The organism is Salinibacillus xinjiangensis, from assembly GCF_009649735.1.
In the GTDB taxonomy this organism is placed as follows: Bacteria; Bacillota; Bacilli; order Bacillales; family Alkalibacillaceae; genus Salinibacillus; species Salinibacillus xinjiangensis.
In genome coordinates this window covers 143,434-168,990 of the sequence record NZ_WJNH01000004.1, presented here as the reverse complement: position 1 = coordinate 168,990, position 25,557 = coordinate 143,434, and the positions used below count along the sequence as shown (strand labels likewise).

Genomic DNA, 25,557 nt, shown 5'->3' with positions numbered 1-25,557 from the left:
CTTAACCTATTTGACGCTATTAGACTTTATTACTATAATTTTAAAATAGTGTTTGAAAAGAATCCTAATAGGGTATTAAAAGACATTGTTAGGTTTATATAAAATAAATAGGGTAGGTGTAATTATCCAAGACGACTATTATAGGATGTTGAACATCTTGAGAAAAGCCGTATGCAAATCGGTTCCATGATGATTTCATTCGAAAAACCTTATGACAAATCGGTCAAAAAACAAAGCGGAAAATTTTCGCGGTAAAATTTATTAGGAGGAAAAGAATGAAATCGTTTAAACCGAAAACGGATTGGACCACATTTTTAGTAAGTGGTGGATTTTTAGGACTTTTTGTTATTTTTTCATTTATTGATTTAGATATGGTAGGAACTTGGGTGACTGAATCATTTAATTGGTCAGTTAAATATTTTGGTGCCTTTTGGCAGCTATTATTATTCGCAATATTTGTAGTTGGTATTGGACTCGCTGTTTCATCTAGATATGGTAGATTAAAACTAGGTAAAAAAGATAAACCCGAAAATAGCTATTTTCGTTGGGTCTCCATGATCTTATGTACATTGCTTGCAAGCGGCGGTGTGTTTTGGGCAGCTTCAGAGCCGATTCAGCACTTTATTAGTACCCCACCTTTATTTGCAGAAGAGGGGATGTCGCCAGTAGATAAAGTACTTCCGGCATTATCTACTAGTTTTATGCACTGGGGATTCCTTGCTTGGGCAAGTTTAGGAACATTAGCAACCATCGTCCTCATGTATGCTCATTATCATAAGGGATATCCATTAAAGCCTCGGACCATTTTATATCCATTATTTGGCGAGAAACTATTTGGTAAAAGTGTAGTTGGATCGATTGCAGATATTGTGTCTATCATTGCAGTTGCTGCAGGTACCATGGGTCCAATTGGCTTTTTAGGTGTTCAAATTGGCTATGGCTTGAATTATCTATTTGATATCCCGAATACGCTCACAACGAACATCATCGTGATTGCTGGATTAGTTACCATTGCAGCTATTTCAGCAGCGACGGGGGTAGATAAAGGAATCCAATTATTAAGCCGTATTAACGTTGGAATGGTGTTGTTTTTAGGACTTGTCATTTTACTAGTTGGCCCAGGAATGTTTATTATTGATTCATTTATCGGGGCACAAGCATTTCAATTACAACACTTTTTTGAAATGAATTTATATAGAGGAGATCAAGCCTGGTTAGGTTGGTGGACGATCTTTTTCTGGGGTTGGTTCCTAGGATATGGTCCGATGATGGCCATCTTTATCAGTAAAATATCTCGAGGAAGATCCATTCGTGAGCTTATTGTTGCAGTCGCCTTCATTGCTCCATTAGTGAGTAATTTATGGTTCACTGTAGTAGGAGGAACGGGTCTATTCCAAGAACTGGAAAAACCAGGCTCCATTTCTGAAGCCTTTAATGAAGGTGGCATGCCAGCGACGGTAATGGCTATTATGGAGCAATTACCACTTGGCTTCTTCCTTGCTGTTGGTTTCTTGCTTGTTACGATTGTGTTTGTAGCAACGACTGTAGATACGATGTCTTATACAGTGGCAGTGACCATAACTGGTTCAGATGAGCCGGCAAGATGGATGAGAGTATTCTGGGCCATTATGTTTGGTGTGATCACTACCGTTTTATTAACTATAGGGGAAGGTAGTATTCAGGCTATTCAAAACTTTATTGTTGCTACAGCTGTCCCTGTTTCACTTCTTCTGTTACCACCGGTTTGGACATCTGTAAAGGTTGCCAAATTTATGTATGAAGAACACCAAGAGGAAATGAAGGAACAGCAAGAACAAGTGAAAAAAGTAAGCTAATATTAGTTGAAACTCGGTATACAAATTAGGTATGCCGAGTTTTTTTATTAATGGTTTTAAATATTCAGAAAAACATTTACCCGCCCTTCTAAAACAGGTATAATCTAAGTGTTCACTAAAAAGGAGGTAATTTGCGTTGTCAAGAACACTTGGAGAACGGTTAGGAAGTAAGGTGGTTGTACCTCAGGATGAATTGTATGAAGAGAAACGAAAAGTTTGGAATGGAGCGATCAATCGTTATCCGAATGCGATTGTCCTTTGTCAATCAGAGGCGGATGTGGTGGCAGCTGTGCAATATGCGAATGAACAAGCAATGTCGATTGCTATAAAAGGTGGCGGCCATCATGTTGCCGGTACGGGTGTATGTGATGATGGACTTATGATCGATTTATCCGAGATGCGCAAGGTAAAAGTGGATGAAAAAAGAAAGGTTGCGATTGTACAAGGTGGAGCCACTTTAGGTGATGTGGACAAAGAAACACAAAAGTATGGCTTAGCCACTCCAACAGGAACAGTTTCTGAGACAGGTATCGCAGGGTTAGCCTTAGGTGGGGGTCTTGGCTATTTAAGAGGAAAATATGGTTTAACCTGTGATAATCTTGTTGGTGCTAGAGTGGTAACTGCAAATGGAATTGTACGTCATGTGAGTGCTGATGAACATGCTGACCTGTTTTGGGCTATTCGTGGCGGAGGGGGTAATTTTGGGGTTGTCACATCCTTTGAGTTTCAGCTTCATGAAGTTGGTCCAGAAGTCCTTGGAATTGATGTGATGTATGATTACAAGGATGCGAAAAGGATTTTTACTAAAGCCCAGCAGTTTTTAAATGATGCACCTGATGAGGTCTCCTTTAATTTAACAGCTATGGAACTGCCTCCAGCTCCGTTTTTACCAGAATTTCTTCACCATAAAAAGGTTGTGGCAGTGTCTGGGATGTATGCGGGTGATCCCAAAGAGGGGGAAGAGATTGTGCAACCCATTCGTGAATGGGCAGTGCCTATCGTTGATCAGACAGGAGTAATGTCCTATGTTGAACTTCAAAGCAAATTAGATGTGTTAGTGGAAAATAATATTCCTGTTTATGGTACATCTTTATATTTCTCCGAATTAAATGAAGAAACGGTAGATGTTTTAATGGAAAAGTTAGATCATGCACCTGTTCCGACTGTTTTATCCCAACTATGGGCACTACATGGACAAATGAACCGTGTTCCAGAAAGTGAAACCCCATTCTCGGTACGCGACGCATCGTTTGTACTGTTACTAGACGCCATGGCGATGCCTGGAATGGATGAAGATGTGATTGAACAGTGGATTCACTCAATTTACACAGATTTACTTCCTTACTCTCACCGCAACGCCTCTTACTTAAACGGCATCGGAACAATTGAATCCGCCACCAAAGCAACCTATGCAGCAAATTATGACCGATTGGTAGGGATTAAGAAGAAGTATGATCCTAAAAACCTATTTAGACATAATCATAATGTGAATCCGAACGATTAAAGAAATAGAAAAGGGCTATATGACGTTGTGTCAATAGCCCTTTTTTGTGCCTAATCGTATAAAAAATTATAAGGCCGCACTTTCTGATGACTTTTGGTCTGGTTGAGCTGCGTTGATCATTAGGAATACCGCTGAAAGAATGTGAAGCACCATACCAACACCTGGAATCCAACCTAGACAAGAAGTAATAATACCTAAAATACTACCAACAGATTTTCCACCGTCTTTTTTCGTCATAACTAATGTAACGATATGTAAGATTAACATAATAAGAAGTGGTGTCCAAGCAAGGCTTAAAATAATTGCTCCACCTAGTACTGGAATACCTAGTAAAGCTTCAAGTCCACCTGTTACCCATTTTAGAATTCTTGAAACAGACATGTTTTCACCTCCATTGAATGTAATATCAAGGACTATTCTACCATCAAAGTTTGAAAAAGTAATCCTTTTTTTACAGGATTATGAAAAATAGATGCTATTTGAGTATATTTTTACTAATTTGGCTGAATAATCCACTAATAATTATACAAACTAATACGGATTACAAACATAAAGGAGAGTGTGCATATGAGGAAATTTCTTTTATTTAGCTTTGCCTTCTTTTTAACCCTAGGCTCTTTAGGCATTCAGGTAAGCGCTGAAGCTGATGGGGAGGCTGAACCAACGAATGTTGAATTAAATGAACAGCAGACAAAAGAGCTTGAAACCTTACATAATGAGATGTTCGAGCTTCACAAGCAGTTGATTAATAAGTATGTTGAGTTCGGCGTTATTAGTCAAGAGAAGGCAGATATGAAGCTAGCTAAGATGGAAAAACATCAGGAAAAGCTAAAGGAAAATGGCTATATTCCGCATTGCGACCATAAGAAAAGGGAAATGAAGGATGAAGCAGACGATTAAACAAAAGAGGCCTGTGAACTACATTGTTCACAGGCCTCTTGAAAGTTATTAATGCTCAACTAGTCTCTCTAAAGGAACATCCTCTTCGCGATCGGGTGAGTCTAATGGGTAGATTCGCGCCATGTTTGCATCTTCTAGTACCTTTTCAATGTAGATAGGGGTACCATTATACGAAACATTAATTTGATCAGGTGAATCAATAATTTGTTGAGCCCTTTGAGTGTCCATCCTTACACCTCCATATTTTATGTACTACTTATAGCCTGTCATAAAAGAGTGTAAAATATGCTAATTTTCCATCTCAATGTTTATCAAAATACCAATGCTATAGTATGATGAAAGGTACATAGATTTGGGGGAGGAATTAAGATGATTGACTTAAGAAGTGACACCGTAACCAAGCCAACAGAAAAGATGCGTCAAGCAAGCTACAATGCTGAAGTAGGAGATGACGTATATGGTGAGGATCCATCCGTACATAAATTAGAAGAAAAAGCAGCTGAACTGTTGGGGAAAGAATCTGCTCTATTTGTTACGAGTGGTACCCAAGGAAACCAGATTGCGGTTTTAACCCACTGTTCACCAGGTAATGAAATTATTTTAGAGGAAAATGCCCATATATATATGTATGAAGGAGCGGCAATCTCTGCTTTTGCTGGTGTTCAGCCGCGTACATTAAAGGGACATAAAGGTGCCATGGACCCAAGTGAGGTTCAAGCAACGATTCGTCCAGAGGATATTCATTTTCCCGAGACGGGACTGATTTGCCTAGAGAATACCCATAATAAAGCAGGTGGAGCTGTTTTACCGTTTGAAAATATGAAGGGTATTTATCAAATAGCAAAGAATCATCATGTACCAGTCCATTTGGATGGAGCGAGACTTTTTAATGCAGCTGTATCATCAGGTATTTCAGTGGGTGAATATGCGGGCTATACAGACACTGTTCAAATTTGTTTATCTAAAGGACTCGGTGCTCCTGTTGGGTCCATTATTGCGGGTAGTAAATCCTTTATCCAGCAGGCTAGGAAATGGAGGAAGCGACTCGGAGGAGGATTACGTCAAGTTGGTGTGATTGCAGAGCCTGGTTACATCGCTTTAACCGAGATGGTGGAGCGTTTAAGTGAGGACCATAAACACGCTGAGGTATTAGCTGAAGGATTAGCGAATATGGAAGGGCTTAAAGTTGAAAATAAAGTGGAAACGAACATCGTCCTTATCAATGTTGAGGATACGGGACATAATGCTGAGTCATTTTTAACAGCTCTTCAAAAAGAAGGTGTTTTAGCAGTACCATTTGGTCCAAATACAGTGAGATTTGTTACTCATTATGACGTGAGTGGGCAAGATATTGACCGTGTGATCAAAAAAGTAAATGATGCAGTAAGCAGTCAATTAACAAGTTAATTTAATGCAGTAAGCAGTCAACACCGGGATTATGATTCTCGGTGTTTTTGTTTGGGAGCCACAGTGAGGACCTAGGCTATCAGTCAATCCTTTAGCCCCTATAAATTCCATGTTAAACTAAAATCAAATCAACTAAAGCAGGTGATGACAATGCCTGATTGGTCGTATCATCCCTTGAAAAAATTACTATTATCCAAAATGAGACCAGTTAATAGCCGTGAGTTTATACACCAATCTATGAGTCAGATTGCGTCTATACCTGGTGGGAGACATGTAATCGAATTTCTAGGTCATATGAAACCATCCTCTCAATCTGAACGAAAGACAAATCTAGTAGATGCTCGATCACCGATAGGGTTGAGTGGAATAATTGATCCCAATTTGACAGGCTTGAGGGCATTTCAACATCTCGGGTTTGGGTTTATAGAGATAGGGCCGGTCGTACTTCAGGATTTTATGGACGCTGAGCCCCCGATTACAACGGATGATAGACAAGAAATTCAAATTTCTAGACACGCTGAAAAGGTAACCTTACAGCGTGCTATTCGAGTGCTGACAAATACAGACGTACAGGTTCCCGTTTTAGCACGTTTGGATCAAAAGCTAACGCTAGATGAAGCTATTGCTATAATTGACCATTTAACGCCTTATGTGAATGCGTTAGTCGTAACGGAAAAACAAGCAGAGAGTTTATCTGAGCACAAAATTATTCGACCATTAATTATGGCATACACAGCAAATGAAGCGATAAAAAAGAATGATTTCCTAAGAAATAATCGAGTAGAAGGAATTTGTTTAGATGCACCAATGATTGAGAATGATGGATACTTGCATGAATCAGAAAACGCGAACGAAACCTTAGTCCAAGCGGTGAAAAAGGTTAAGAAGTCTGATCCTAATTTTGCTATCATAACCTCTGGTGGCATAGAAGATCCAGCTGATGCTAGATTACTAGACGAGGCAGGCGTCGATTTAATGCTATTAACCACTGGATATGTAAAGGCAGGACCTGGATTACCGAAACGAATTCATGAACGACTACTTTATGACCAACATGATGCAACAACCTATCAGTGGCATTGGTCATTTCTGTTTGGGCTGGCAATTTTAATCGGTGGCTTAATCGCCCTGTACTTTAGCTTGACAAGCATTATTCTGCCCTATGATGAAGCATTCTTAGGGATCACACGTAGTGAAATACTTCAGGTTAATCCTCTCATTTTAGCATTTATGTCACATGACAGGATGTCTTTGGCCGGAACAATGATATCTGGTGGTATTATTTATATTCAACTAGCTCGTCATGGAATTAGATATGGTCTGCATTGGGCAAAGGTAGCCTTTCATACAGCTGCCATCGTTGGCTTTCTCGGTATCCTTTTGTTTATTGGATATGGTTATTTTGATTGGCTCCACGGGTTGTTTTGGCTCATTTTACTACCAATTTATTTTCTAAGCTGGAAGGAAGGGAAGCAGGCAAAAGAAGCCCCGACATCAAAGAATGAAGGAAACAATCAAGCGTGGCTCCAGGGTCTATATGGTCAGCTATTGTTTGTTGTTTTAGGCTTTGCGATTGTGGTGGGTGGTATTGTCATCTCAACAATAGGAGTCACGGATGTATTTGTATCTACCGACTTGAGCTTTCTCTGCATGCCGGCAGAGATGTTAAATGAAATGAATGACAAACTAATTCCCGTCATTGCTCATGATCGGACAGGATTTGGAGGGGCCCTAATAAGTGTTGGGTTATTGGTGTTAATGTTGTCTTTATGGGGGTTTCGACAGGGAGAGAGGTGGATATGGAATACAATTGCGATTGGAGCCATTCCGGCCTTTGCTGCAGGGATTGGTACTCATTTGTATATTGGATATACCACCTTTATTCATCTTTTACCTGTATATTTTTTAGTAATTTTATATGTAGTAGGATTAATATTGACGTATAGGTTTCTAAAAAAATAACTGTCACACTATAGCTCGTGTGACAGTTTTATCGTTAGTCTAGCTTTGGCGGCTTACGCAGTTTGGATGCCTGTTCAAAAGCATAACCGATTTTTAACAGTTTCCCCTCTTCAAAGGCTCCAGCAGTAAAGGTAATACCAAGCGGTTTTCCTTTATTGGTGTATCCACCTGGAACAGAAATAGATGGGTATCCTGCTTTCGCCGGTATTCCAGCTCCAACATTATTTGGGAATAGGATGGCGTCCAGCTCATGCTCATCCATCACAGCATTGACACCACGATCCTGTGATAGATATAGATCTTTCTGTAGACTGTTCAAATAGTCGGGCTCTATTAATGTTCCGCTTGTTTCCTCGCTTTTCGTTAACATGGTTTGACCATACTTAAGCATGAGGTCACTATGTGAGTCGTTAAACTCAATTAAATCCTTTAATGATTTAATCTCGATATGTGGCTCAGTTTGCTGAAGGTATGCGTTGATTCCATTTTTAAATTCATAAATAAGAGTGTTGATGTCCCAATTTTCTTCCTGTGATGGCAATTTCACGTCATCTACAATATAGGCACCATGTTCCTTTAATATAGACAAAGCATGCTCCATAAGCTCCATTTCCTCTTCATTTAAATGTTCAAAATATGGCTCCTTTGCAATACCAATTGTCATGCCATCTAAACCCTTCGATTCTAAAAATGAGACATAATCTACGGATGGTTGAGGATTTTTCTTCGTTACAGGATCTTCCTCATCAATTCCGGCAATAGCACTTAGGACCATAGCGGCATCTTTAACCGTGCGAGTAAGAGGGCCTGCAGTATCTTGGCTGTGGGAGATAGGGATAATTCCTGTTCGACCCACAAGGCCAACAGTTGGTTTGATTCCAACAACCGAGTTTGAACTAGCCGGACTTAAAATGGACCCTGAAGTTTCCGTGCCAATTGCAGCTGTTACTAAGTTCGCTGCTACAGATGCGCCTGACCCACTACTTGACCCACCTACATCTAATTCCCCGGGCCCATAAGGATTTATAACCTGTCCTCCACGTGAACTGTATCCATTTGGCATATTATCTGTCATGAAGTTTGCCCACTCAGTCATGTTGGCTTTTCCCAAAATGACAGCACCTGCATGCCGTAGTTGTTTGGCAACTAAGGAATCGCTTGCCGCATGGTGATTCTTTAGGGCGAGTGAGCCTGCACTCGTATGAAGCTTATCGTTCGTGTCGATATTATCCTTTAAGAGAATAGGAATTCCATGTAAAGGTCCTCGTCTTCCTTTTGTTTTCCGCTCCCTGTCTAATGCCTCTGCTATATGCAATGCATCTGGATTGATTTCCATAACACTATTAATTTTCACCCCATCTTGATCATACTGACTGATGCGATGAAAATACATGAGAACCAGTTCCTTAGATGTGACTTCTTCTTTTTCTAATGCTTGTTGAATGTCGTCAATCGTCGCTTCAACTAACCAATCCTCGGCGCGTTCTTTTAGTCTTTGATTCAACATCTAATCATCCCCTTAACCTTAATTGTATTGCTTTATTGCCTTTGGCTTTTGATGCCGTAGCAATGTAATCATAAGAGTAATTCCACCAAACAGTAATAAAGAACTTGAAATGAAAAAGACAGCGGAAATTCCGAAGTAACCAGATAATAGTCCACCAATTAATGGACCAATTATGTTTCCTAAAAATCGCACACTCGTATTATAGCCAAGTACTTCTCCCTGTATGGAAACAGGCGCCACCTGACGTATATAGGCCACCCGCACAGGGATAATTCCACCTAATGTGACACCAAGTAAGAAACGTAATACGATAAGTTGCCAAATATTCGTGACAAATGCACCTGGGAAATAGACGATTGCTGCTAGTATAAGTAACACAACTAGAATTTTTTCATGATCAAATTTGTCTGCCAGTCTACCCCATCTTCTCGCCATTAGTAGGTTGCCAAGCCCTGTTATGGAAAAGGCAATACCTGAGAAAAAGGCTAAATTTTCAGGTCCGTGAAGCTCTCCCACATAGAGGGATAAAATAGGCTGAATACTAAAATGGGCAATTTGGACCAAGATGGACAACACGATGACCATTAACAATACAGGGTGACGGAATATAAATTGGATCACTTCTTTGCTTGAATATTTGTGCTCTTTTTCCTCCTTGGATTCTAGCTTATATTCTTGCACACCAAAGGTCACCAATAATGCAGCAATAGCCAATGGAATAGCCGTAACTAAGAACGTATAGGAATACCCAACACTGTCTGCTAAAACCCCACCTAATAATGGTCCAAGTAAAGTTCCTGATACATTTCCAGTTTGAAGAGTTCCCAACACTTGGCCGGCGTTTTTTTTGGGTGTTTGAGTGGAAATCATTGCCTGTGCCGTGGAAATGAATCCAGTAAAAATCCCCATAAACAAACGCAGCAGGAATAGCTGGATGACACTTGTAACGAAGGACATTAAAAACACACAAAGACTTAGTCCAAATCCTGCAATAACTAAAAATTTCTTCCTTCCATAATGGTCACCGAAACGCCCCCAAATGGGAGAGAAAATAAAAGCGGTCACAAACGTTATGGCAAAGACCCAACCCGACCAGCTTTTCACATATTGATCAGAAAAGTTACCAAAGGTTTCAATATATAAAGACAAAAATGGTATAACCATAGTCATGCTGCCAGCAATAAAGAAATTTGCAAACCACATAATAGCCAAATTTCTTTTTGCTACTTTTTCTCGGTCGATGATAAATCCCTTCCTTCTAAATACTTCGAGTCCCTAAATATATATCATACCGAAATATTTTTTAAAAAGGAATAGAATTGCATCACTATTCCGTGAAGTCATAATTTTTAAAAGTATATGGTTGAATATTTCGTTGTTGGTTTTAAAAAATGTTTCAGAAGTGCAATTCAGTATTTAAAATAGCCATTCATCTCATATAGGTTTAACTAAAATTCGCTAGTGGTTTAATAATTTTTTGAAATAGGTTTAAATAGCTCTTTTCACAGAATCTAAAACCTTCTACATTCGATAATTTTTCCTAATGTGATAAAATCATTAGCAAAGTCTAACTAAAGGATGATTTTGATGCTACGAAAAGTAGATAATATAGCGGAATTAATCGGTGATACACCGCTAGTAAAATTAAATAAAATTACCCCTGAAAACGGAGCAACAATCTATTTAAAGTTAGAAATGTTTAATCCAAGTAAAAGTGTAAAAGACCGAGCAGCCTTTAACATGATTATTGAGGCAGAAAAGCAAGGATTTTTAAAGGAAGGCTCAACCATTATTGAACCAACCAGTGGCAATACTGGTATTGGCCTCGCTATGAATGCAGCAGCAAGAGGGTACAAGGCCATTATGGTAATGCCCGACTCTGCCACAGAAGAACGAATTAAATTGATGAAAGCCTATGGGGCAGAAATTGTGTTGACACCTAGTGCAGAACGTATGCCTGGAGCAATTAAAAAGGCGGAGCAGCTAAAAGCAGAAATTCCAAATAGCTTTATCCCGTTACAATTTGATAACAGTGCAAATCCAGATGCACATCGACATACAACAGCAACAGAAATTATCAACGATATGAAAGAAATCAATAAAACACTAACGGCGTTTGTTGCAACAGCAGGTACTGGTGGAACCATCACAGGAACTGGTGAAGAATTAAAAAAACATTATCCTGATTTATCTATCCATGTGGCAGAACCAGCTGGCTCGCCGGTACTGTCTGGAGGCCAACCGGGTAAGCATAAGCTAGTCGGAACTAGTCCGGGATTTATTCCAAACATATTAAATCAAAATGTATATAACGAGATCATTCAGGTAAAGGACGAACAAGCCTATGATGTCACGAGAAGACTAGCAAGGGAGGAAGGCATTTTAGTCGGCGCATCAGCTGGTGCATCCTGCTTTGTAGCGCTTGAGGTGGCGAAGAGAAAAAGTCCATCAGATGTTATCGTAGCGATTGCCCCTGATACTGGTGAACGGTATTTGACTAGTGATTTGTTTGAGTGAGTGGGGTTGTTGATGAGGGGTTTAGCATATGAATGTGAATGATCAGCATAAGTTATGCCTGCTTTAGCAATCCGTGCTGAATCATTAGCAAAAACGTAAGAAATTTCAGCATATAAGCTACTCTTTAGCATTTGATTCAAGTTCTTTAGCATATTACAGGGTAACTTCAGCATCAACAGTACCAACTTCATCATAAACAACAGCACCATTTTTAGCCTATAAAACTCATTAGCAAGACCCCAAAACGAAAAGTGCCCATCCAGCACTTTTCGTTTTTTTAATGGATAAAGATAATCCCATAGACAAAAATTAATGGTTAGCAATTAGTTTCTCTATAGGAGGAATTCGACCATGGCAAAAAATAATGTAACATACCCGGAGGAAACCATATATGCGCCTTTAACGGGGAAGGTATTACCACTCGGAGATGTTCCCGATCCAACCTTTGCTGAGAAAATGATGGGTGACGGGGTAGCCATAGAGCCAACTGACGGAAAGGTTATTGCTCCTCTTGATGGTGAAATTATGCAGATTTTTCCAACCAAACATGCTGTTGGACTGCGCAGTCATGCAGGGGTAGAAATTCTCATTCATATTGGTTTAGATACCGTAGCCCTAGAAGGTGAAGGTTTTGAAGCACATATACAACAAGGCGATCAGGTAAAAAAGGGTGATCCTTTAGTTACGTTTGATTTGGACTTTATTAAAGAAAAGGCATCAAGTCATATTACGCCTATTGTTATTACGAACGGTGATGCACTGGAGACCTTTGAAAAAACAGAGGAGACAAATGCTGAAGCAGGGAATACGGTGCTTTTTCAAACAAAAGTAAAAGGTAAAGAAAATGAGGCTGAACCAAGCAAAACAACGAAGACAAGTCGAAATGATACACCTTACAGCAAGGAAGCTGAGGAGATTGTAGCTGCTGTTGGAGGGGTTGAGAATATTGATGCAGCAACCCATTGTGTAACTAGACTGCGCTTTGCTTTGAGTGATGATGAAAAGGTAGACCACAAAGCCTTAGAGGAAATGGATATCGTGAAGGGTTCATTTGCTGCCAATGGGCAATTCCAAGTAGTCATTGGACAAGGTACGGTGGATAAGGTCTATAAAGCAATGGTCCAAGGTTCAGGTATTGAAGAAGCATCGAAGGAAGATGTAAAAGCAGCTGGCGGGAAAAAACAAAATCCGATTCAGCAGGGGATAAAAGTTTTAGCTGACATCTTTATTCCAATCCTACCAGCCATTGTAACGGCAGGTTTATTGATGGGGATTAATAATGTTCTTGTGAATCCAATCTTTGGTGATGAAGCCATAACGGAGATGTATCCACAATGGGCTGGTATCGCCAATATGATTAACATTATTGCCAATACGGCTTTCACCTTTTTACCCGCATTAATTGGCTGGTCAGCCGTAAAAAGATTTGGTGGTAATGAATTATTAGGGGTGGTTTTAGGTTTAATTCTTGTCCATCCTGATCTGTTAAATGCGTGGGGGTATGGTGAAGCATTAAGAGAAGGAACCATTCCGACGTGGAACATTTTTGGATTCGAGGTCGAAAAAGTTGGCTATCAGGGTCAAGTTTTACCGGTATTATTCGCATCGTGGGTCCTAGCCAAAATTGAAGTATTTCTTAAGAAGTACGTTATGGATGCACTACAGCTCTTAGTTGTAGCTCCCATCGCTCTGTTGGTCACTGGCTTTTTAGCTTTCATTGTTATTGGTCCGATTACATTTGCAATTGGAAATTGGATTACAAATGGTGTTGTGTCTGTCTTTGATGCCTTTCCAATTATCGGTGGCCTATTATATGGCTTGCTATATGCACCGCTCGTCATTACCGGTATGCACCACACCTTTTTGGCTGTGGATCTTCAACTTATCGGAAGTACGGGGACAACTTTTTTATGGCCAATTGTGGCATTGTCCAATATTGCCCAAGGTGCAGCGGTTTTTGCCATCATGCTAGCGGCTAAGGATGAAAAAGTAAAAGGTCTTGCCGGAACATCAGGCATTTCAGCGTGGTTAGGCATTACAGAGCCTGCGATGTTTGGGGTCAATTTGCAGTATAAATATCCATTCTTCGCAGCCATTATCGGCACAGGTATTGCTGGAGCATTTATAACCTTTCAAAGAGTAAAGGCAAGCTCCATTGGTGTGGGAGGAATTCCTGCTCCATTATCCATTGTCCCTGAATATTGGATGTCCTTTTTAATTGGCATGGCAGTAGTGATTATCGTGCCTTTTATCATTACCTATTTCATCGCAAGACGGAGATTGAATAAATAAGTACGACAAGAAGGAGCTGTAATGGATGAGTACACCTTGGTGGAAAAAAGCGGTCGTTTATCAGATTTATCCGAAAAGCTTTCATGATACAACTGGAAATGGCGTTGGCGACATTCAGGGGATTATCAAAAAATTAAATTACTTACAAGAATTAGGGGTAGACGTCATCTGGCTTACCCCTATTTATAAATCCCCTCAAAATGACAACGGCTATGATATTAGTGATTACTTTTCCATTCATGAGGAATACGGGACAATGGAGGATTTTGAACAGCTATTGTCCCAAGCCCATGAACGAAATATTAAAATTATAATGGACATTGTTGTGAATCATACATCAACAGACCACGATTGGTTTGTAAAATCTAGGTCTTCAAAGGATAACCCATATCGAGATTTTTACATTTGGAAGAATGGGAATGAAGGTGAAGAACCGACCAATTGGAAGTCCAAATTTGGTGGTTCAGCATGGGAATATGATGAAAATACCGGGCAATATTATTTGCATTTATTTGATGTGACCCAAGCTGATTTAAATTGGGAAAATGAGCAGGTTCGCCGGGAAGTATATGACATGATGAACTTTTGGGTTAAAAAAGGTGTTGACGGTTTCCGACTAGATGTTATTAACCTCATCTCAAAGGACCAGCGTTTTCCTAATGACGATGGGTCTGTACCTCCGGGTGATGGGCGGAAGTTTTACACAGATGGTCCACGAGTACATGAATTTTTGCATGAAATGAATCAAGAGGTGTTTGTGAATCATCCAGAATTTATGACAGTTGGTGAGATGTCATCCACAACGATCGAAAATTGTATAAAATATTCCCGAGCGGATCGTCAGGAATTAAGTATGACCTTTAATTTTCATCATTTGAAGGTCGATTACCCGAATGGAGAGAAGTGGGTTTATGCTGATTTTGACTTTCTACAGTTAAAAGAAATTCTGTCTACGTGGCAAGCGGAAATGCACAAGGGTGGCGGATGGAATGCGTTATTTTGGTGTAACCACGATCAGCCGAGGGTCGTATCGAGATTTGGACATGAGGGTGAATTTCATAACGAATCAGCTAAAATGCTTGCTACTACTATCCATATGATGCAGGGAACCCCTTATATCTATCAGGGAGAAGAATTTGGCATGACGAATCCGCATTTTTCCAAAATTGACGACTATCGAGATGTGGAATCGTTAAATATCTACAAGCAATTAAAAGAAGAGGGTAAATCTGAGGAAGAAATTATTCAGATTTTACAGCAGAAGTCCCGTGATAACTCCAGAACCCCTGTACAGTGGAATGATTCCAAGCATGCTGGATTTACCAAGGGAGAACCGTGGATTCATGTTGCATCTAATTATGAAACGATTAATGCAGAAAAGGCTGTAAACGATCGAAACTCTATATTTTATCACTATCAAAAGCTCATCAAGCTTAGAAAAACCTATGATGTGATTACAACCGGTGATTATCAGCTTATATTAAAGGACCATGATCAAATATTTGCTTATGTTAGAAATGGTGATGGAGAGAGATTATTAGTAGTTAATAATTTTTATGCGGATAAAGTAGAGTTTGAGCTGCCGTCACAGCTTTCTTTTTCAAGTGACAAAAGCTCCATTATACTATCCAATTATGAGGATTCCCCTACTGACTTTCAGAGAATGACATTAAGACCATATGAATCGATTGTTTATCATATAAACGAATAAATCCCCCAAAGAGCTTGTCTCTTCGGGGGATTTAGCTTTGTTCATCATTAAACAAAATTTCATCCGCTATGCCTTCCACTTCACTATCATCATAATGCTTGTATTCATCTAACATCGTATTTGTGATACTCTCGATTTCTCTTTTGCTGTAGCCAAGTTTTTTCATTGCAATGGTTGTATATGCCATAGCCTGTGTCAGTTCCATAGTTCTCCTCCTTTTGGTTTTAGTATGAACCAAAGGAGAATAATCCATGAATCTAAAAGGCTCCACCTAGGTCAAAGGTTTGATTTGGGACCGTGATTTTAAAAGCAAGATTTTCATCGGTTAGGTTAAATTGCTCTACTCTTACGTTAAAGTTACTCTTCATTTCCATTTGAGTGACAGCGGCATAGATATTTTCATCTCCAGGATTCACCACTACCCATTCTGGCATCGGGTAATTCTTTTTAACATACTCGAGAACCTTTTTGTTAGGAAGCTCGAGCCGTCCTAAGGAAATGGATTCAAGATTTAAAATTAGATCACCATTGTCCTGGACTTCAGGAATAAATCGAGCCGTTAATGGGATTTCTCGATCAAAGGCCACGATGGTACCAATTAGTTGTACATTTTCCCCAATATTAATCGAGTAATTGATATCACTATGTTTGGATAGCTCATCTAAATACGTATTAACTAATTTATTAATATTTTCTTTTGTTGAAGAGATGGTAAACTCTGCTTCACCTTTATCAATATCTTCTATTTTTTTAATTTCTTCCCCGTTAATCGGAAGCAATATCAGTAATAGTAGCCAAATAACGATAAAGATATTAAACCCCGCTAGCCCGTAAAACATGATTTTCCATTTGTTTTTCATATTTTGCATTATCGATCTCCTATCCCCATGTAGGATGTTCTCTTTTAGCCGTTAATTTTCTTCAATTTCAAAAGCTTGTTCAAGGTAACGTATGACCCTTTCCCCAATTTGATTATAGCCCTCTTTATTGGGATGAAAATTATCCTCTGCAAATAAGTTAGAATTAGCATTGATAAATAGGTCTTCTACTGGAATATATGTAGCAGGTTCATAGCTACCGAGGACCTTCCTGCTGATAAAATTATAATCATTAATGATTTTGTCTAACTCAGGGATATCCTCAAAGTATTGAGAAAAAGGGTTATATAAGCCTATTAAGAAGATGTGAGCTTCACTATTTTCAGACCGTATTTTTTTAAAAATGTCATGTAATCGCTTTTGATACTTTGGCTGTTCCACTGTGAAGTCATCGTAGCTTAAGGATAGAAAGTTTTCTTTAACGATTTTCATAATATCATTCGCACCAATTGTGATGAGTATGAGGTCCGCTTTTCGAATTGATTGTGATAATTCTGGCTCTTCCTCTAATCGCTTTAATAATTGATCAGTTCTGTTCCCTCTTTTACCATAGTTTGAAATGGTATAATCATCAAGCGTGCTATTTTCAAGTGCATTTTCTAATACACCAAGATAACCACCATTATCTGTTGAATCCCCTACTCCTTGTGTTAAGGAATCCCCAACAGCCACTACATTAAGTTTGTCTTTAACAAAGAAATTAATGGTCTTATCGACTACCTCTGTTACAGATTGAGAAATCTTTTCTGTAATGGTCTCGTCCTCTTCATCCTCAGTTGTTTCGGATTGCTCCTCACTAGACTGTTGTTCTTCCTCTGCATCCTGAGTAGTGGAAGGAGGTGTATTTGAACCCTCAAAGAGATTATTTATATAAAATACTACGAAAACGGCAATTACCAATATAATGACGAAGATACCAATTTTTTTCATCTTAATCACACCTACCAAGAATGAATTCATTCATACGTTTTTTTTACTTTTCCCCATTCATTCAGATAGTAAAACAAAAGCAGAATAGGATTTCTGTACTAATGTATCATATTCTATTCAAAATAGAAGTGGGCAGAAATAATTTCAATTTTTTTATAAACAAGTGTAACGAAAAACACGTCTCCAATTGGATATAAATTAGGACTTAAGGCTGATAAAAAAAGTGGAAAAAGGAGTAAACTGGTAAATGTGAAAAGGGGATAGAAAAAACTTCCAAGGGTGGAGATCAAATGAAAAAGATTTTAGTGGGAGCGTTAATTGTTGTTTGCATTGGCTTGATTGGTACAGTTGTGCTTGCGACAGGCTTCTCAATAGGACCTAAAGCGGAAATTGATGAAACAAAAACATTCCAGGCCAATGGTGTAGAACGGGTAGTGATTCAATCCGAGATTGGTAACATTCAGGTCAAGGAAAGCACAAACAATAAAATAGGAGTTCATGTTTATGCAGAAATGGCAAAACGTCACCTTGACCGATATCAATATGAAATAAAACAAGACGGAGAAGTACTGTATGTGACCACAGAAGAAGATGAAAAAAGACTCATTTCCATCCCTTTTATTCATTTTGATGGTAATGGAGAACGATACATTGAGGTAAGTCTTCCAAAAGAAATGATTAATCAGCTTGATGTTGAATCAAACATTGGTGAAATTAAACTTGGAGAAATTGCAGTAAACGAACTAAATGTGACAAGTGATGTTGGGGAAATATTAATAGAAGCATTTTCTGGTCAAAAGGCTAACCTACATTCCAACGTAGGTAAGACCACCTTAAAGAGTGCAGTAGGAGAAGTAAATGTACAGACCGATACAGGTGAGATTCATGTAACCATGGATGAGGTAACAGACGATGTCACATTACAGTCAAAGGTAGGGGAAATTAACGTACAGGTGAAAAATATTCCTGATGAGGTAGGATTAGAAGTCAATAGTAATGTAGGGGAAGTTGATGTTCAGGGGCCATTTATAATGAATGCCGAAACAGATGGTCCAGTGATTAAAGCAATTACAGATGTAGGCGAAATCAATGTAACCCAATAACTAAAAAACCAAGGAGAGGGGTTTGCCCCACTTCTTGGTTTTATGAGTGTATATTGTCCTTTTTGTCGAATGAATGGATAGAATGATCCTTATCGAATGAAGAAATGTCTAATTTGATACCTTTTTCAATCAATCGATCCCATTTTTCTTTTAGCCAGTCGGACTTAAAGGACACTTTTGGTGGTTGCTTTAATTGTTTCGGCTGAGGATAGGGATCATCGATACCGTTAATGAGAATAGTTATTTTAAATCGTTTTCCAGTTTCATTCATAAAATAAGAGCCTAGCTTAACTAAGTCGGCCTTATGAAACATATCATGCAGGCGCAAATTAATTTGGCGATATGAGTCCATGTCCACGTCACGTGTAAAGCCGATATTTAAAATCATCTGTTTTCCATCGGAGTAATTGTTCGGTAAATATGGAGCCGAAATTAAATATTTAAGTGGCTCATCAAAGGAATCATCTTCAATGGTATGTAAAAAGAGTGGTCCCTTGCTGTCCTTAATAAAGGTTTGTATGTCCTGGGCGTCAATGTTCATTTCTCCAGGCTCACAGATCATTTCCTCTAATCCACGGACTGTTTCCTCCTCCAATGAATTGAATATATCGTGAGCATCTAAAACAGTTGTTCCGGGTGGAATCATATCTAACATTCCATCACCATGAAAGAAAATGATGGAATCACATAAGTTTTTCATATGGAAGTATTGGGTAATAGCTGTTTGCATTCTTTTCTTTCCTTCGAAGCGAAAAGGAAACCGAAAGATACCAATTACAAGCAGCTTCTTACTTTTTAATTGACGTAGGTGTTCAAAAAGCTGTTTCGTTTCATTCGAGTCACCTCCGACAAAAAGATAAAAGCAAAAATCGTCACGTTCCATGCGGTCCTCTAGACGATGAAAATCCATATGAAATTGTGAGTGCTTGATTTTGTAAACTGTCACAGGTTTCTCCATCATTCTTGTTCACCACTTCGCATTTTTTCTCCATTATAATGGACAAGCATTAAAAAGCCTGTCATTATATGTCAAATGACTTTGACTTCTTTTGTGGTTTTTTCTGGTATTTCGTTCTTTTCTGTATGAATGTAAACTTTTTATGTTTATACATCGAGTTTTTTGTGAAATATTGTATTGTTTTAAGGTTTTAAACACATATTAGGAATGTAGTGATACAAAAATGTATCACATTTAGTAATGATTCAGGAGGATGGAAATGGCAACTGGAACGGTAAAATGGTTTAATTCAGAAAAAGGCTATGGATTTATCGAAGTGGAAGGATCTGACGATGTATTCGTTCATTACTCTGCTATTCAAGGTGAAGGGTTTAAGACCTTAGAAGAAGGTCAATCCGTTACCTTTGATGTAGAAGAAGGTCAAAAAGGTCCACAAGCTGCTAACGTAGAAAAGCAGTAATGAAATAAAGGTTCTAACGAAATTTTTCGTTAGAACCTTTATTGCTTTTAAGAGTATAAGCAAGAAGGAAGTGGAAATATGGTTTACGATTGCATCATTATTGGGGGTGGGATTGCAGGCTTGCAGGCAGCCATCCAATTAGGTAGATATAAACATAAGGTATTAGTGGTCGATTCAAACGATGGGAGATCAACCATATGCCAAAGCTATCATAATATTTTAGGATATCCAGATGGAGTCAGTGGTCAAACATTGCGCACTATCGGAAGGTCCCAAGCCGAGACGCTTGGGGTTGAATTTAATGAAGATACAGTTGTTACAGCCAAAAAACAAGATGATACATTTACCTTGAAATCTGCACAGGGTTATGACTTAATAGCAAAACGAATTCTGATTGCGACGGGCGTCATGGACAGAATTCCTTCTTTTGCTGAAATTTACCCTTGCTTAGGCAAAAGTATTTATGTTTGTCCAGATTGTGATGGCTATGAGATAAATGATAAAAGGACAATTATAATGGGATCAGGTCATGCGGGGGCAAATATGGCATTAACGCTAACATATTGGTCGAATGATCTTATTTATGTAAATCATGAAAAGGAAAATATAGCCCCATCCAAGCTAGAGAAACTGCGCCAACATCATATACAATATGAAGAATTTCAAATAGAAGATATTTTAGCTCAGGATAGCCAGTTTAAGGGTGTACGCTTAGAGAATGGACAAGAGATAAATGCGGAGAAGGGATTTTTAGCATTAGGCGGGAATGAAGTTCGATCTGATATTGCCAAACAGCTAGGTGTGGAGAGACTAGAAAACCGCCATATCCCTGTTGATTCACGATCCAAAATGACAAATGTCCCTAATGTATGGGCGGCAGGAGATGTTGTCGCCCATTCCGAACAAGTCACCATCGCTATGGGCGAAGGGTCGCAGGCAGGCATTTGGATACACAAGTCTTTAATACAATAAGTTTTTTAAGAGAGAGTATAAGTGTAAATAGGTATTCGCCAAGTTTTCTTTAAAATAACAATAAAAACCATAAATAAGTCAGAAAATTAATCAAATAATAAAGTTGTACCCTGATGAAGGGAGGGAAATACGTTGACCGTATCAGCCCAAGTCAAGCAAACTGTAGCAGGTTTAAAAAGTGCACAAGCAAGCCTTGAACAATTTGCCCTTCAAACACAAGACAAACAAGCAAAACAACTTTATGATAATGCTGCTCAGCAAACCAAATCGCTTGTGCAGTCCCTTGAACCACGCGTAACGCAAATTGAACAGGAAGAGCCTGAATATAAAGGCTTTTAAACGAAAACCCCTCCATAAACATGGAGGGGTTTTTTAGCCCTTGCGTTGTTCTAATTAAAGATTTCCGATAAATAAGATTTACTCTTGGCGATTTGAGAACTGATCTCATTTTTATTTTGTGTCTTTACTGCAGCTTTAAGCTGATCAATAGCTAATTTTAAATTATCATAGGACGTTTGGTCTCCAAGCAATTGCATCTTCCATAATTCTTTTTGATACTCCTTTTTTGCACTCTTTACATTTTCTTCTGCCTGAGTCCAGTCAGAAATTTTTGTTGCTGCCTCCACTTGTTCAAGTTTGTCCTCAATTTTATTTTTTGCCTCTTCATTAGCAGCGCAGCCTGCAAGTATAGTTATAAGTAACACAGCAAAAACAATATGCCTCAGCATGTTTAACAGCCCTTTCATAAAATTAAGTACTCATATTTTCTCTAAATATGGAGAAAGTATGTGTGTATGGGAGGGAAAGCCTTTATGACGGATTTTTTATTAACCTTTGTTCGTACATTTATCGCTTTTGTCGTTTTGTTAATTTTAACCAGAATTATGGGAAAGAAACAGATTTCGCAATTCACATTTTTTGATTATGTCGTGGGTATTACCATTGGTAGTATTGGAGCATCTATTGCAGTCAATGAAAATGTAAAAATCATGAACGGCATTTACTCATTGATATATTTAACGATTTTTTTGTTGATTACTTCCTACATAGCCTTGAAATCATTTGTATTTCGTGACGCTACAGAAGGAAGCCCGACCATTTTGGTAGAGAATGGTAAAATACTGGAAGATAATTTAAAAAAAGTTCGATTTACCTATGATGATTTAATGACTATGTTAAGAGAAAAAAACGTGTTTAATCTCTCTGATGCTGAACTTGCTGTCCTAGAAACAGACGGGAAGGTTAGTGTCATGAAAAAGGCAGAAACACAGCCAGTTACTCCACAAACGCTTGGTCTCATGGTGGAGGAAGTCCATCGGCCACAATTGGTTATTATTGATGGGAAACTAATTGAAAAGAAATTAAAAGAGTATGGTTATACAAAGGAATGGCTACAGGGCGAAATTGAAAAGCAGGGTGCTCAGAACTTTTCAGACGTTTTTCTTGCCCAGATTGACTCCAAAGGTAATGTTTATGTCGATTTATATGTGGATGATACCGATGACCAACAAATTCAACAGAAGCCGTTGCTTGCGGCACAACTGAGGAAGATTCAGGCTGATTTAGAGGGCTTTGCATTACAAACCAAAAATAAAGAAGCCAAACAGCTTTACTATGAGCAGTCACAGCAATTGCAGCAGCTTATTAACGATTTAAATCCGTTATTAAAGTAAAACAACCCCAAATGCCTCCAAGCATTGGGGTTTTATTTAAGTCTAATCAACATCAATTTTCGGTAAAGGTGTTTCCGCAGGACCTTCTACAACTTCTCCCTCAATTGAGAATCTTGAACCGTGACAAGGACAATCCCAGGTATGCTCACCATTATTCCATTCTAATTCGCAGCCCATATGTGTGCACGTAGTATCAACGACATAGAGCTTTCCATTTTGATCCTTATAAGCCCCTGCGCGATTGCCATCTATCTTAACGACGGCACCTTCACCTTCTTGAATGTCGTCAATAGCTTTAGACTTCAGCCCAACTTTACCTTTCACAAAGTGGCCCGCAACATCTAAGTTCTGACTCACAAACTTTCGTACACTGGGATCGGCATTAAATCTTGCTGGGTCATAAAGCTCCATATATGGATTATCCTTTTTTAAAATCATATCACTCATTAATAATGATGCGACTGTACTTGTGGTCATACCCCATTTCCGAAAACCGGTCGCAACCAAAATACTCGGGTCATTAGAGGTAATATGACCAATATATGGAACTTTATCCAATGTGGTTAAATCCTGGGCTGACCATCGATATAGAAATTCCTTAATACCAAATGTTTGGTTCGCAAATTGCTGTAGAGCCTCGTAGTGTTTCATGGTGTTCGTTGCATGCCCTGTTTTATGACCTTCCCCACCAACAATTATCATTTCCTCGCCATTAATCGTGGCTGAACGTAATGACCGTGTTGGCTGATCAGCACTTAAATACATCCCACCAGGGTATTCTTTATTTGCTTTAATTCCAATCACGTAGGAACGGTCTGCATACATTCTCGAAAAATAAGCGCCTTTAAAATCATAAAAAGGAAAGTGAGAGCAGGAAATGACATAATGACATGTCGCTTTTTTCCCATTTCTAGTCATAACTCTCGGTCTTGCTTCCTCTAAGATATCGACAGCGGTCGTTTTTTCGTAAATCTTCCCACCTCGTTGTAGAAAATCATCGACAAGGTGTTTAAGATATTTTAACGGATGAAATTGTGCCTGGTTTTTCATAACAAGGGCACCTTTTACATCTTCAATATCAACTGGAATGCTGTCGACAAAGTCACTGTCAATGCCAAGCTTTTTATAAGCATTCCATTCATTTTCGAGGTTTGCTAGCGACTGTTGAGAGGTTGCATAAATAATGGCTTCCTGTTCTTTAAAATCACAGTCAATTCCATGTTCCTCGATAGTGTCTTGGACGAATTTTTTGGCATCCATATTAGCCTCGTAATATAATCTTGCTTTTTCTTTTCCTAAATGGCTAATAAATTCATCATAAATGACATCATGCTGCGCGGTTAGCTTGGCCGTCGTGTGTCCTGTCGTGCCATTTAATATATTGCTGGCCTCCAAGATCACGACATTCATGCCTTCCTTTTGCAATAAATAAGCTGTTGTGATCCCGGTAATCCCGCCGCCAACTACGACAGCATCGGCTTCAATATCCTCTTCCAATGGTTCAAAACTCTCAAACTCCACTGAATCTCTCCAATAGGGCTCAGGAAAAGTAGGCATCATATTTTTTAAAGGTTTATCTTGAGTCACGAACATACCTCCTCATATGTATGATTACTGTTAATTTTTCCAAGAAGTGAAAATACATACTTATGAAAAAATAAACCATTGGGTAGTTCGAAATTTTGGAGTGGAGAGCGTGTTGTGTGTGAAAATGTTTGATGACTAGTGGATATTGATGGCGGTTTTAGGTCTGTTTATTGGTTTATTCCGTGAGTTTATAGGAGAATCACGTCAGAATGGTTTTGATTCACGTCGCCTTTTTGTTAATTCGCCGTTTTTCCGGTTAATCACGTCAGTCCCTTTTATTTACGCCCAAAAACGCTATAATTAAGTCGCTTCATCACGTATTTCCGTCAAAAGCACACCTATTCACATCCGCTTATCATAAGGCCTCAACAAAAAACCTTAGCTCCTAATTAAGAGCTAAGGTTTAAGTTATGCCGAACGTTTTTTTACAAATAATTTCGGCTCTATTTTCGTTAAAAATTTCGTCCTAGACAAGCTGTAAATGGTGCAGGACGTCCAAATAAGTATGAATGATGTAAGGTGGACGGCTGTAAATGGTTCATGATAAACAAACACGCCTAGGATGAGCATTATTGTCGGTGCGATATACTGTAAAAAGCCTACCATGGATAATGGAATGCGTGCTGCTCCGCCAGCAAATAACAATAGGGGCACAGCTGTTGCTATCCCTCCACCGATTAATAATAGAATAAGGGCTGCTGTAAGACCCCCAGAGGGTTCTCCGCCTATATTTACGTTCAATAAAAAAAGCAAAGCAATTGGTGTCACAATTAATGTTTCAATGGTCAATCCATACATTGCTTTAATTTGGACCAATTTTTTTAATAAGCCGTACAACCCAAAGCTTGTCGCTAACAGAAGGGCTACCCAAGGAACAGACCCAAAATGGATTGTCATATTCAAAACCCCGAGCATTGCCACAATAAAGGCGATAATCTGCCAAAAGGATAATTTCTCCTTTAGAACAATCACGCCAAGTAGAATGCTAATGAGTGGGTTAATGTAATAACCTAAACTCGTTTCAATTACGTGCTCACTGTTCACGGCCCAAATATAAGTTAGCCAGTTGATACTGATCACAATTGAAGCTAAGGTAATGCCAATCAAACGTTTTTTATTTTTGATTAGTTTTTTGGTTTCAGCTATAAATGGTTTCCAATTTTTACTGAAGAAAAGAATAAACAGCATAAATACAAACGACCAAACAATGCGATGTGCCAAAATCTCACCAGCTGGTACCGCTTCAACAAGCTTCCAATAAATAGGGAGAAGCCCCCAAAAGAAATAGGCTGATGCAGCAAAGATAATCCCTAATTTTGTTTCTCGATCCCCCATGATTTTCCCTCAATTCACTTAGATGA

Annotated in this window: 24 protein-coding genes; 13 read left to right on the top strand and 11 right to left on the bottom strand. The window is 38.8% G+C overall.

Features of this window, described 5'->3' with window-relative positions:
- Positions 1-275 precede the first annotated feature (275 nt).
- Together GH754_RS08240 and GH754_RS08235 are read left to right on the top strand one after the other, a co-directional pair.
- Complete coding sequence (locus GH754_RS08240) at positions 276-1,835, top strand: BCCT family transporter (RefSeq protein WP_153728243.1); 1,560 nt, start codon at positions 276-278, stop codon at positions 1,833-1,835.
- 136 nt (positions 1,836-1,971) lie between these two features.
- Positions 1,972-3,339 (top strand): FAD-binding oxidoreductase, encoded by a 1,368-nt coding sequence (locus tag GH754_RS08235; protein ID WP_153728242.1) that lies wholly within the window; start codon positions 1,972-1,974, stop codon positions 3,337-3,339.
- Between the two features lie 66 nt (positions 3,340-3,405).
- On the opposite strand, the gene GH754_RS08230 is transcribed toward GH754_RS08235, so the two are convergent.
- Positions 3,406-3,720, bottom strand: coding sequence for a hypothetical protein (locus GH754_RS08230; protein ID WP_153728241.1), 315 nt, complete (start codon positions 3,718-3,720; stop codon positions 3,406-3,408).
- 186 nt (positions 3,721-3,906) lie between these two features.
- Between GH754_RS08230 and GH754_RS08225 the strand changes: the two genes are divergently transcribed.
- Positions 3,907-4,239: a DUF2680 domain-containing protein gene (locus GH754_RS08225; RefSeq protein ID WP_153728240.1), complete on the top strand. Its 333-nt coding sequence runs from the start codon at positions 3,907-3,909 to the stop codon at positions 4,237-4,239.
- 48 nt (positions 4,240-4,287) lie between these two features.
- Here GH754_RS08225 and GH754_RS08220 read toward each other — a convergent pair whose 3' ends face one another.
- Complete coding sequence (locus tag GH754_RS08220; protein ID WP_153728239.1) at positions 4,288-4,467, bottom strand: H-type small acid-soluble spore protein; 180 nt, start codon at positions 4,465-4,467, stop codon at positions 4,288-4,290.
- Positions 4,468-4,608: 141 nt separating this feature from the next.
- On the opposite strand from GH754_RS08220, the gene ltaE reads away from it, so the two are divergent.
- Positions 4,609-5,646, top strand: a complete 1,038-nt coding sequence (gene ltaE, locus GH754_RS08215; protein ID WP_153728238.1) for a low-specificity L-threonine aldolase — start codon at positions 4,609-4,611, stop codon at positions 5,644-5,646.
- Positions 5,647-5,796: 150 nt separating this feature from the next.
- Positions 5,797-7,608, top strand: a complete 1,812-nt coding sequence (locus GH754_RS08210; RefSeq protein WP_153728237.1) for a dihydroorotate dehydrogenase — start codon at positions 5,797-5,799, stop codon at positions 7,606-7,608.
- Between the two features lie 34 nt (positions 7,609-7,642).
- On the opposite strand, the gene GH754_RS08205 is transcribed toward GH754_RS08210, so the two are convergent.
- Together GH754_RS08205 and GH754_RS08200 are read right to left on the bottom strand one after the other, a co-directional pair.
- Entirely contained in the window at positions 7,643-9,115 is a 1,473-nt protein-coding gene (locus GH754_RS08205) for an amidase family protein (RefSeq protein ID WP_153728236.1), read from the bottom strand.
- An 18-nt stretch (positions 9,116-9,133) separates the two neighbouring features.
- A complete protein-coding gene (locus GH754_RS08200; protein WP_153728235.1) occupies positions 9,134-10,318 on the bottom strand; it encodes an MFS transporter in 1,185 nt (394 codons plus the stop codon).
- Positions 10,319-10,702: 384 nt separating this feature from the next.
- Between GH754_RS08200 and cysK the strand changes: the two genes are divergently transcribed.
- The 3 genes from cysK (at position 10,703) to treC (ending at position 15,635) form a co-directional block, all read left to right on the top strand.
- A complete protein-coding gene (gene cysK / locus GH754_RS08195) occupies positions 10,703-11,632 on the top strand; it encodes a cysteine synthase A (protein WP_153728234.1) in 930 nt (309 codons plus the stop codon).
- 351 nt (positions 11,633-11,983) lie between these two features.
- Entirely contained in the window at positions 11,984-13,924 is a 1,941-nt protein-coding gene (gene treP, locus GH754_RS08190; protein ID WP_153728233.1) for a PTS system trehalose-specific EIIBC component, read from the top strand.
- Between the two features lie 25 nt (positions 13,925-13,949).
- On the top strand, positions 13,950-15,635 hold the full coding sequence (gene treC, locus GH754_RS08185; protein ID WP_153728232.1) for an alpha,alpha-phosphotrehalase: 1,686 nt from the start codon (positions 13,950-13,952) through the stop codon (positions 15,633-15,635).
- Between the two features lie 31 nt (positions 15,636-15,666).
- Here treC and GH754_RS08180 read toward each other — a convergent pair whose 3' ends face one another.
- Genes GH754_RS08180 through GH754_RS08170 form a run of 3 tightly spaced genes read right to left on the bottom strand, consistent with a single transcriptional unit; the run spans position 15,667 to position 17,443 of the window.
- On the bottom strand, positions 15,667-15,840 hold the full coding sequence (locus GH754_RS08180; protein ID WP_153728231.1) for a hypothetical protein: 174 nt from the start codon (positions 15,838-15,840) through the stop codon (positions 15,667-15,669).
- Positions 15,841-15,892: 52 nt separating this feature from the next.
- Complete coding sequence (locus GH754_RS08175; RefSeq protein ID WP_153728230.1) at positions 15,893-16,504, bottom strand: YpmS family protein; 612 nt, start codon at positions 16,502-16,504, stop codon at positions 15,893-15,895.
- Between the two features lie 42 nt (positions 16,505-16,546).
- Positions 16,547-17,443, bottom strand: coding sequence for an SGNH/GDSL hydrolase family protein (locus GH754_RS08170; protein WP_194841313.1), 897 nt, complete (start codon positions 17,441-17,443; stop codon positions 16,547-16,549).
- A gap of 290 nt (positions 17,444-17,733) precedes the next feature.
- Here GH754_RS08170 and GH754_RS08165 point away from each other — a divergent pair, with 290 nt between their 5' ends.
- The gene (locus tag GH754_RS08165) at positions 17,734-18,546 is read left to right on the top strand and encodes a DUF4097 family beta strand repeat-containing protein (RefSeq protein ID WP_153728228.1); all 813 of its coding nucleotides are present in this window, start codon (positions 17,734-17,736) and stop codon (positions 18,544-18,546) included.
- 40 nt (positions 18,547-18,586) lie between these two features.
- On the opposite strand, the gene GH754_RS08160 is transcribed toward GH754_RS08165, so the two are convergent.
- Positions 18,587-19,507 carry an FtsZ/tubulin family protein gene (locus tag GH754_RS08160; protein ID WP_153728227.1) on the bottom strand — a complete coding sequence of 307 codons (921 nt, stop codon included), beginning with the start codon at positions 19,505-19,507 and terminating at the stop codon, positions 18,587-18,589.
- 256 nt (positions 19,508-19,763) lie between these two features.
- Here GH754_RS08160 and GH754_RS08155 point away from each other — a divergent pair, with 256 nt between their 5' ends.
- From GH754_RS08155 to GH754_RS08145, 3 genes are all read left to right on the top strand, one after another.
- A complete protein-coding gene (locus GH754_RS08155) occupies positions 19,764-19,964 on the top strand; it encodes a cold-shock protein (RefSeq protein WP_153728226.1) in 201 nt (66 codons plus the stop codon).
- A gap of 78 nt (positions 19,965-20,042) precedes the next feature.
- Entirely contained in the window at positions 20,043-20,936 is an 894-nt protein-coding gene (locus tag GH754_RS08150) for an NAD(P)/FAD-dependent oxidoreductase (RefSeq protein WP_153728225.1), read from the top strand.
- Between the two features lie 132 nt (positions 20,937-21,068).
- Positions 21,069-21,275, top strand: a complete 207-nt coding sequence (locus GH754_RS08145; protein WP_153728224.1) for a DUF1657 domain-containing protein — start codon at positions 21,069-21,071, stop codon at positions 21,273-21,275.
- Between the two features lie 50 nt (positions 21,276-21,325).
- Here the strand turns inward: GH754_RS08145 and GH754_RS08140 are convergent, their stop codons facing one another.
- Positions 21,326-21,682, bottom strand: a complete 357-nt coding sequence (locus GH754_RS08140) for a DUF4363 family protein (protein ID WP_153728223.1) — start codon at positions 21,680-21,682, stop codon at positions 21,326-21,328.
- A 66-nt stretch (positions 21,683-21,748) separates the two neighbouring features.
- Here GH754_RS08140 and GH754_RS08135 point away from each other — a divergent pair, with 66 nt between their 5' ends.
- The gene (locus GH754_RS08135) at positions 21,749-22,609 is read left to right on the top strand and encodes a DUF421 domain-containing protein (protein ID WP_153728222.1); all 861 of its coding nucleotides are present in this window, start codon (positions 21,749-21,751) and stop codon (positions 22,607-22,609) included.
- 42 nt (positions 22,610-22,651) lie between these two features.
- On the opposite strand, the gene GH754_RS08130 is transcribed toward GH754_RS08135, so the two are convergent.
- Complete coding sequence (locus GH754_RS08130; protein WP_153728294.1) at positions 22,652-24,166, bottom strand: FAD-dependent oxidoreductase; 1,515 nt, start codon at positions 24,164-24,166, stop codon at positions 22,652-22,654.
- Between the two features lie 438 nt (positions 24,167-24,604).
- Positions 24,605-25,531 carry an EamA family transporter RarD gene (gene rarD, locus GH754_RS08125; RefSeq protein WP_153728221.1) on the bottom strand — a complete coding sequence of 309 codons (927 nt, stop codon included), beginning with the start codon at positions 25,529-25,531 and terminating at the stop codon, positions 24,605-24,607.
- Positions 25,532-25,557 lie beyond the last annotated feature (26 nt).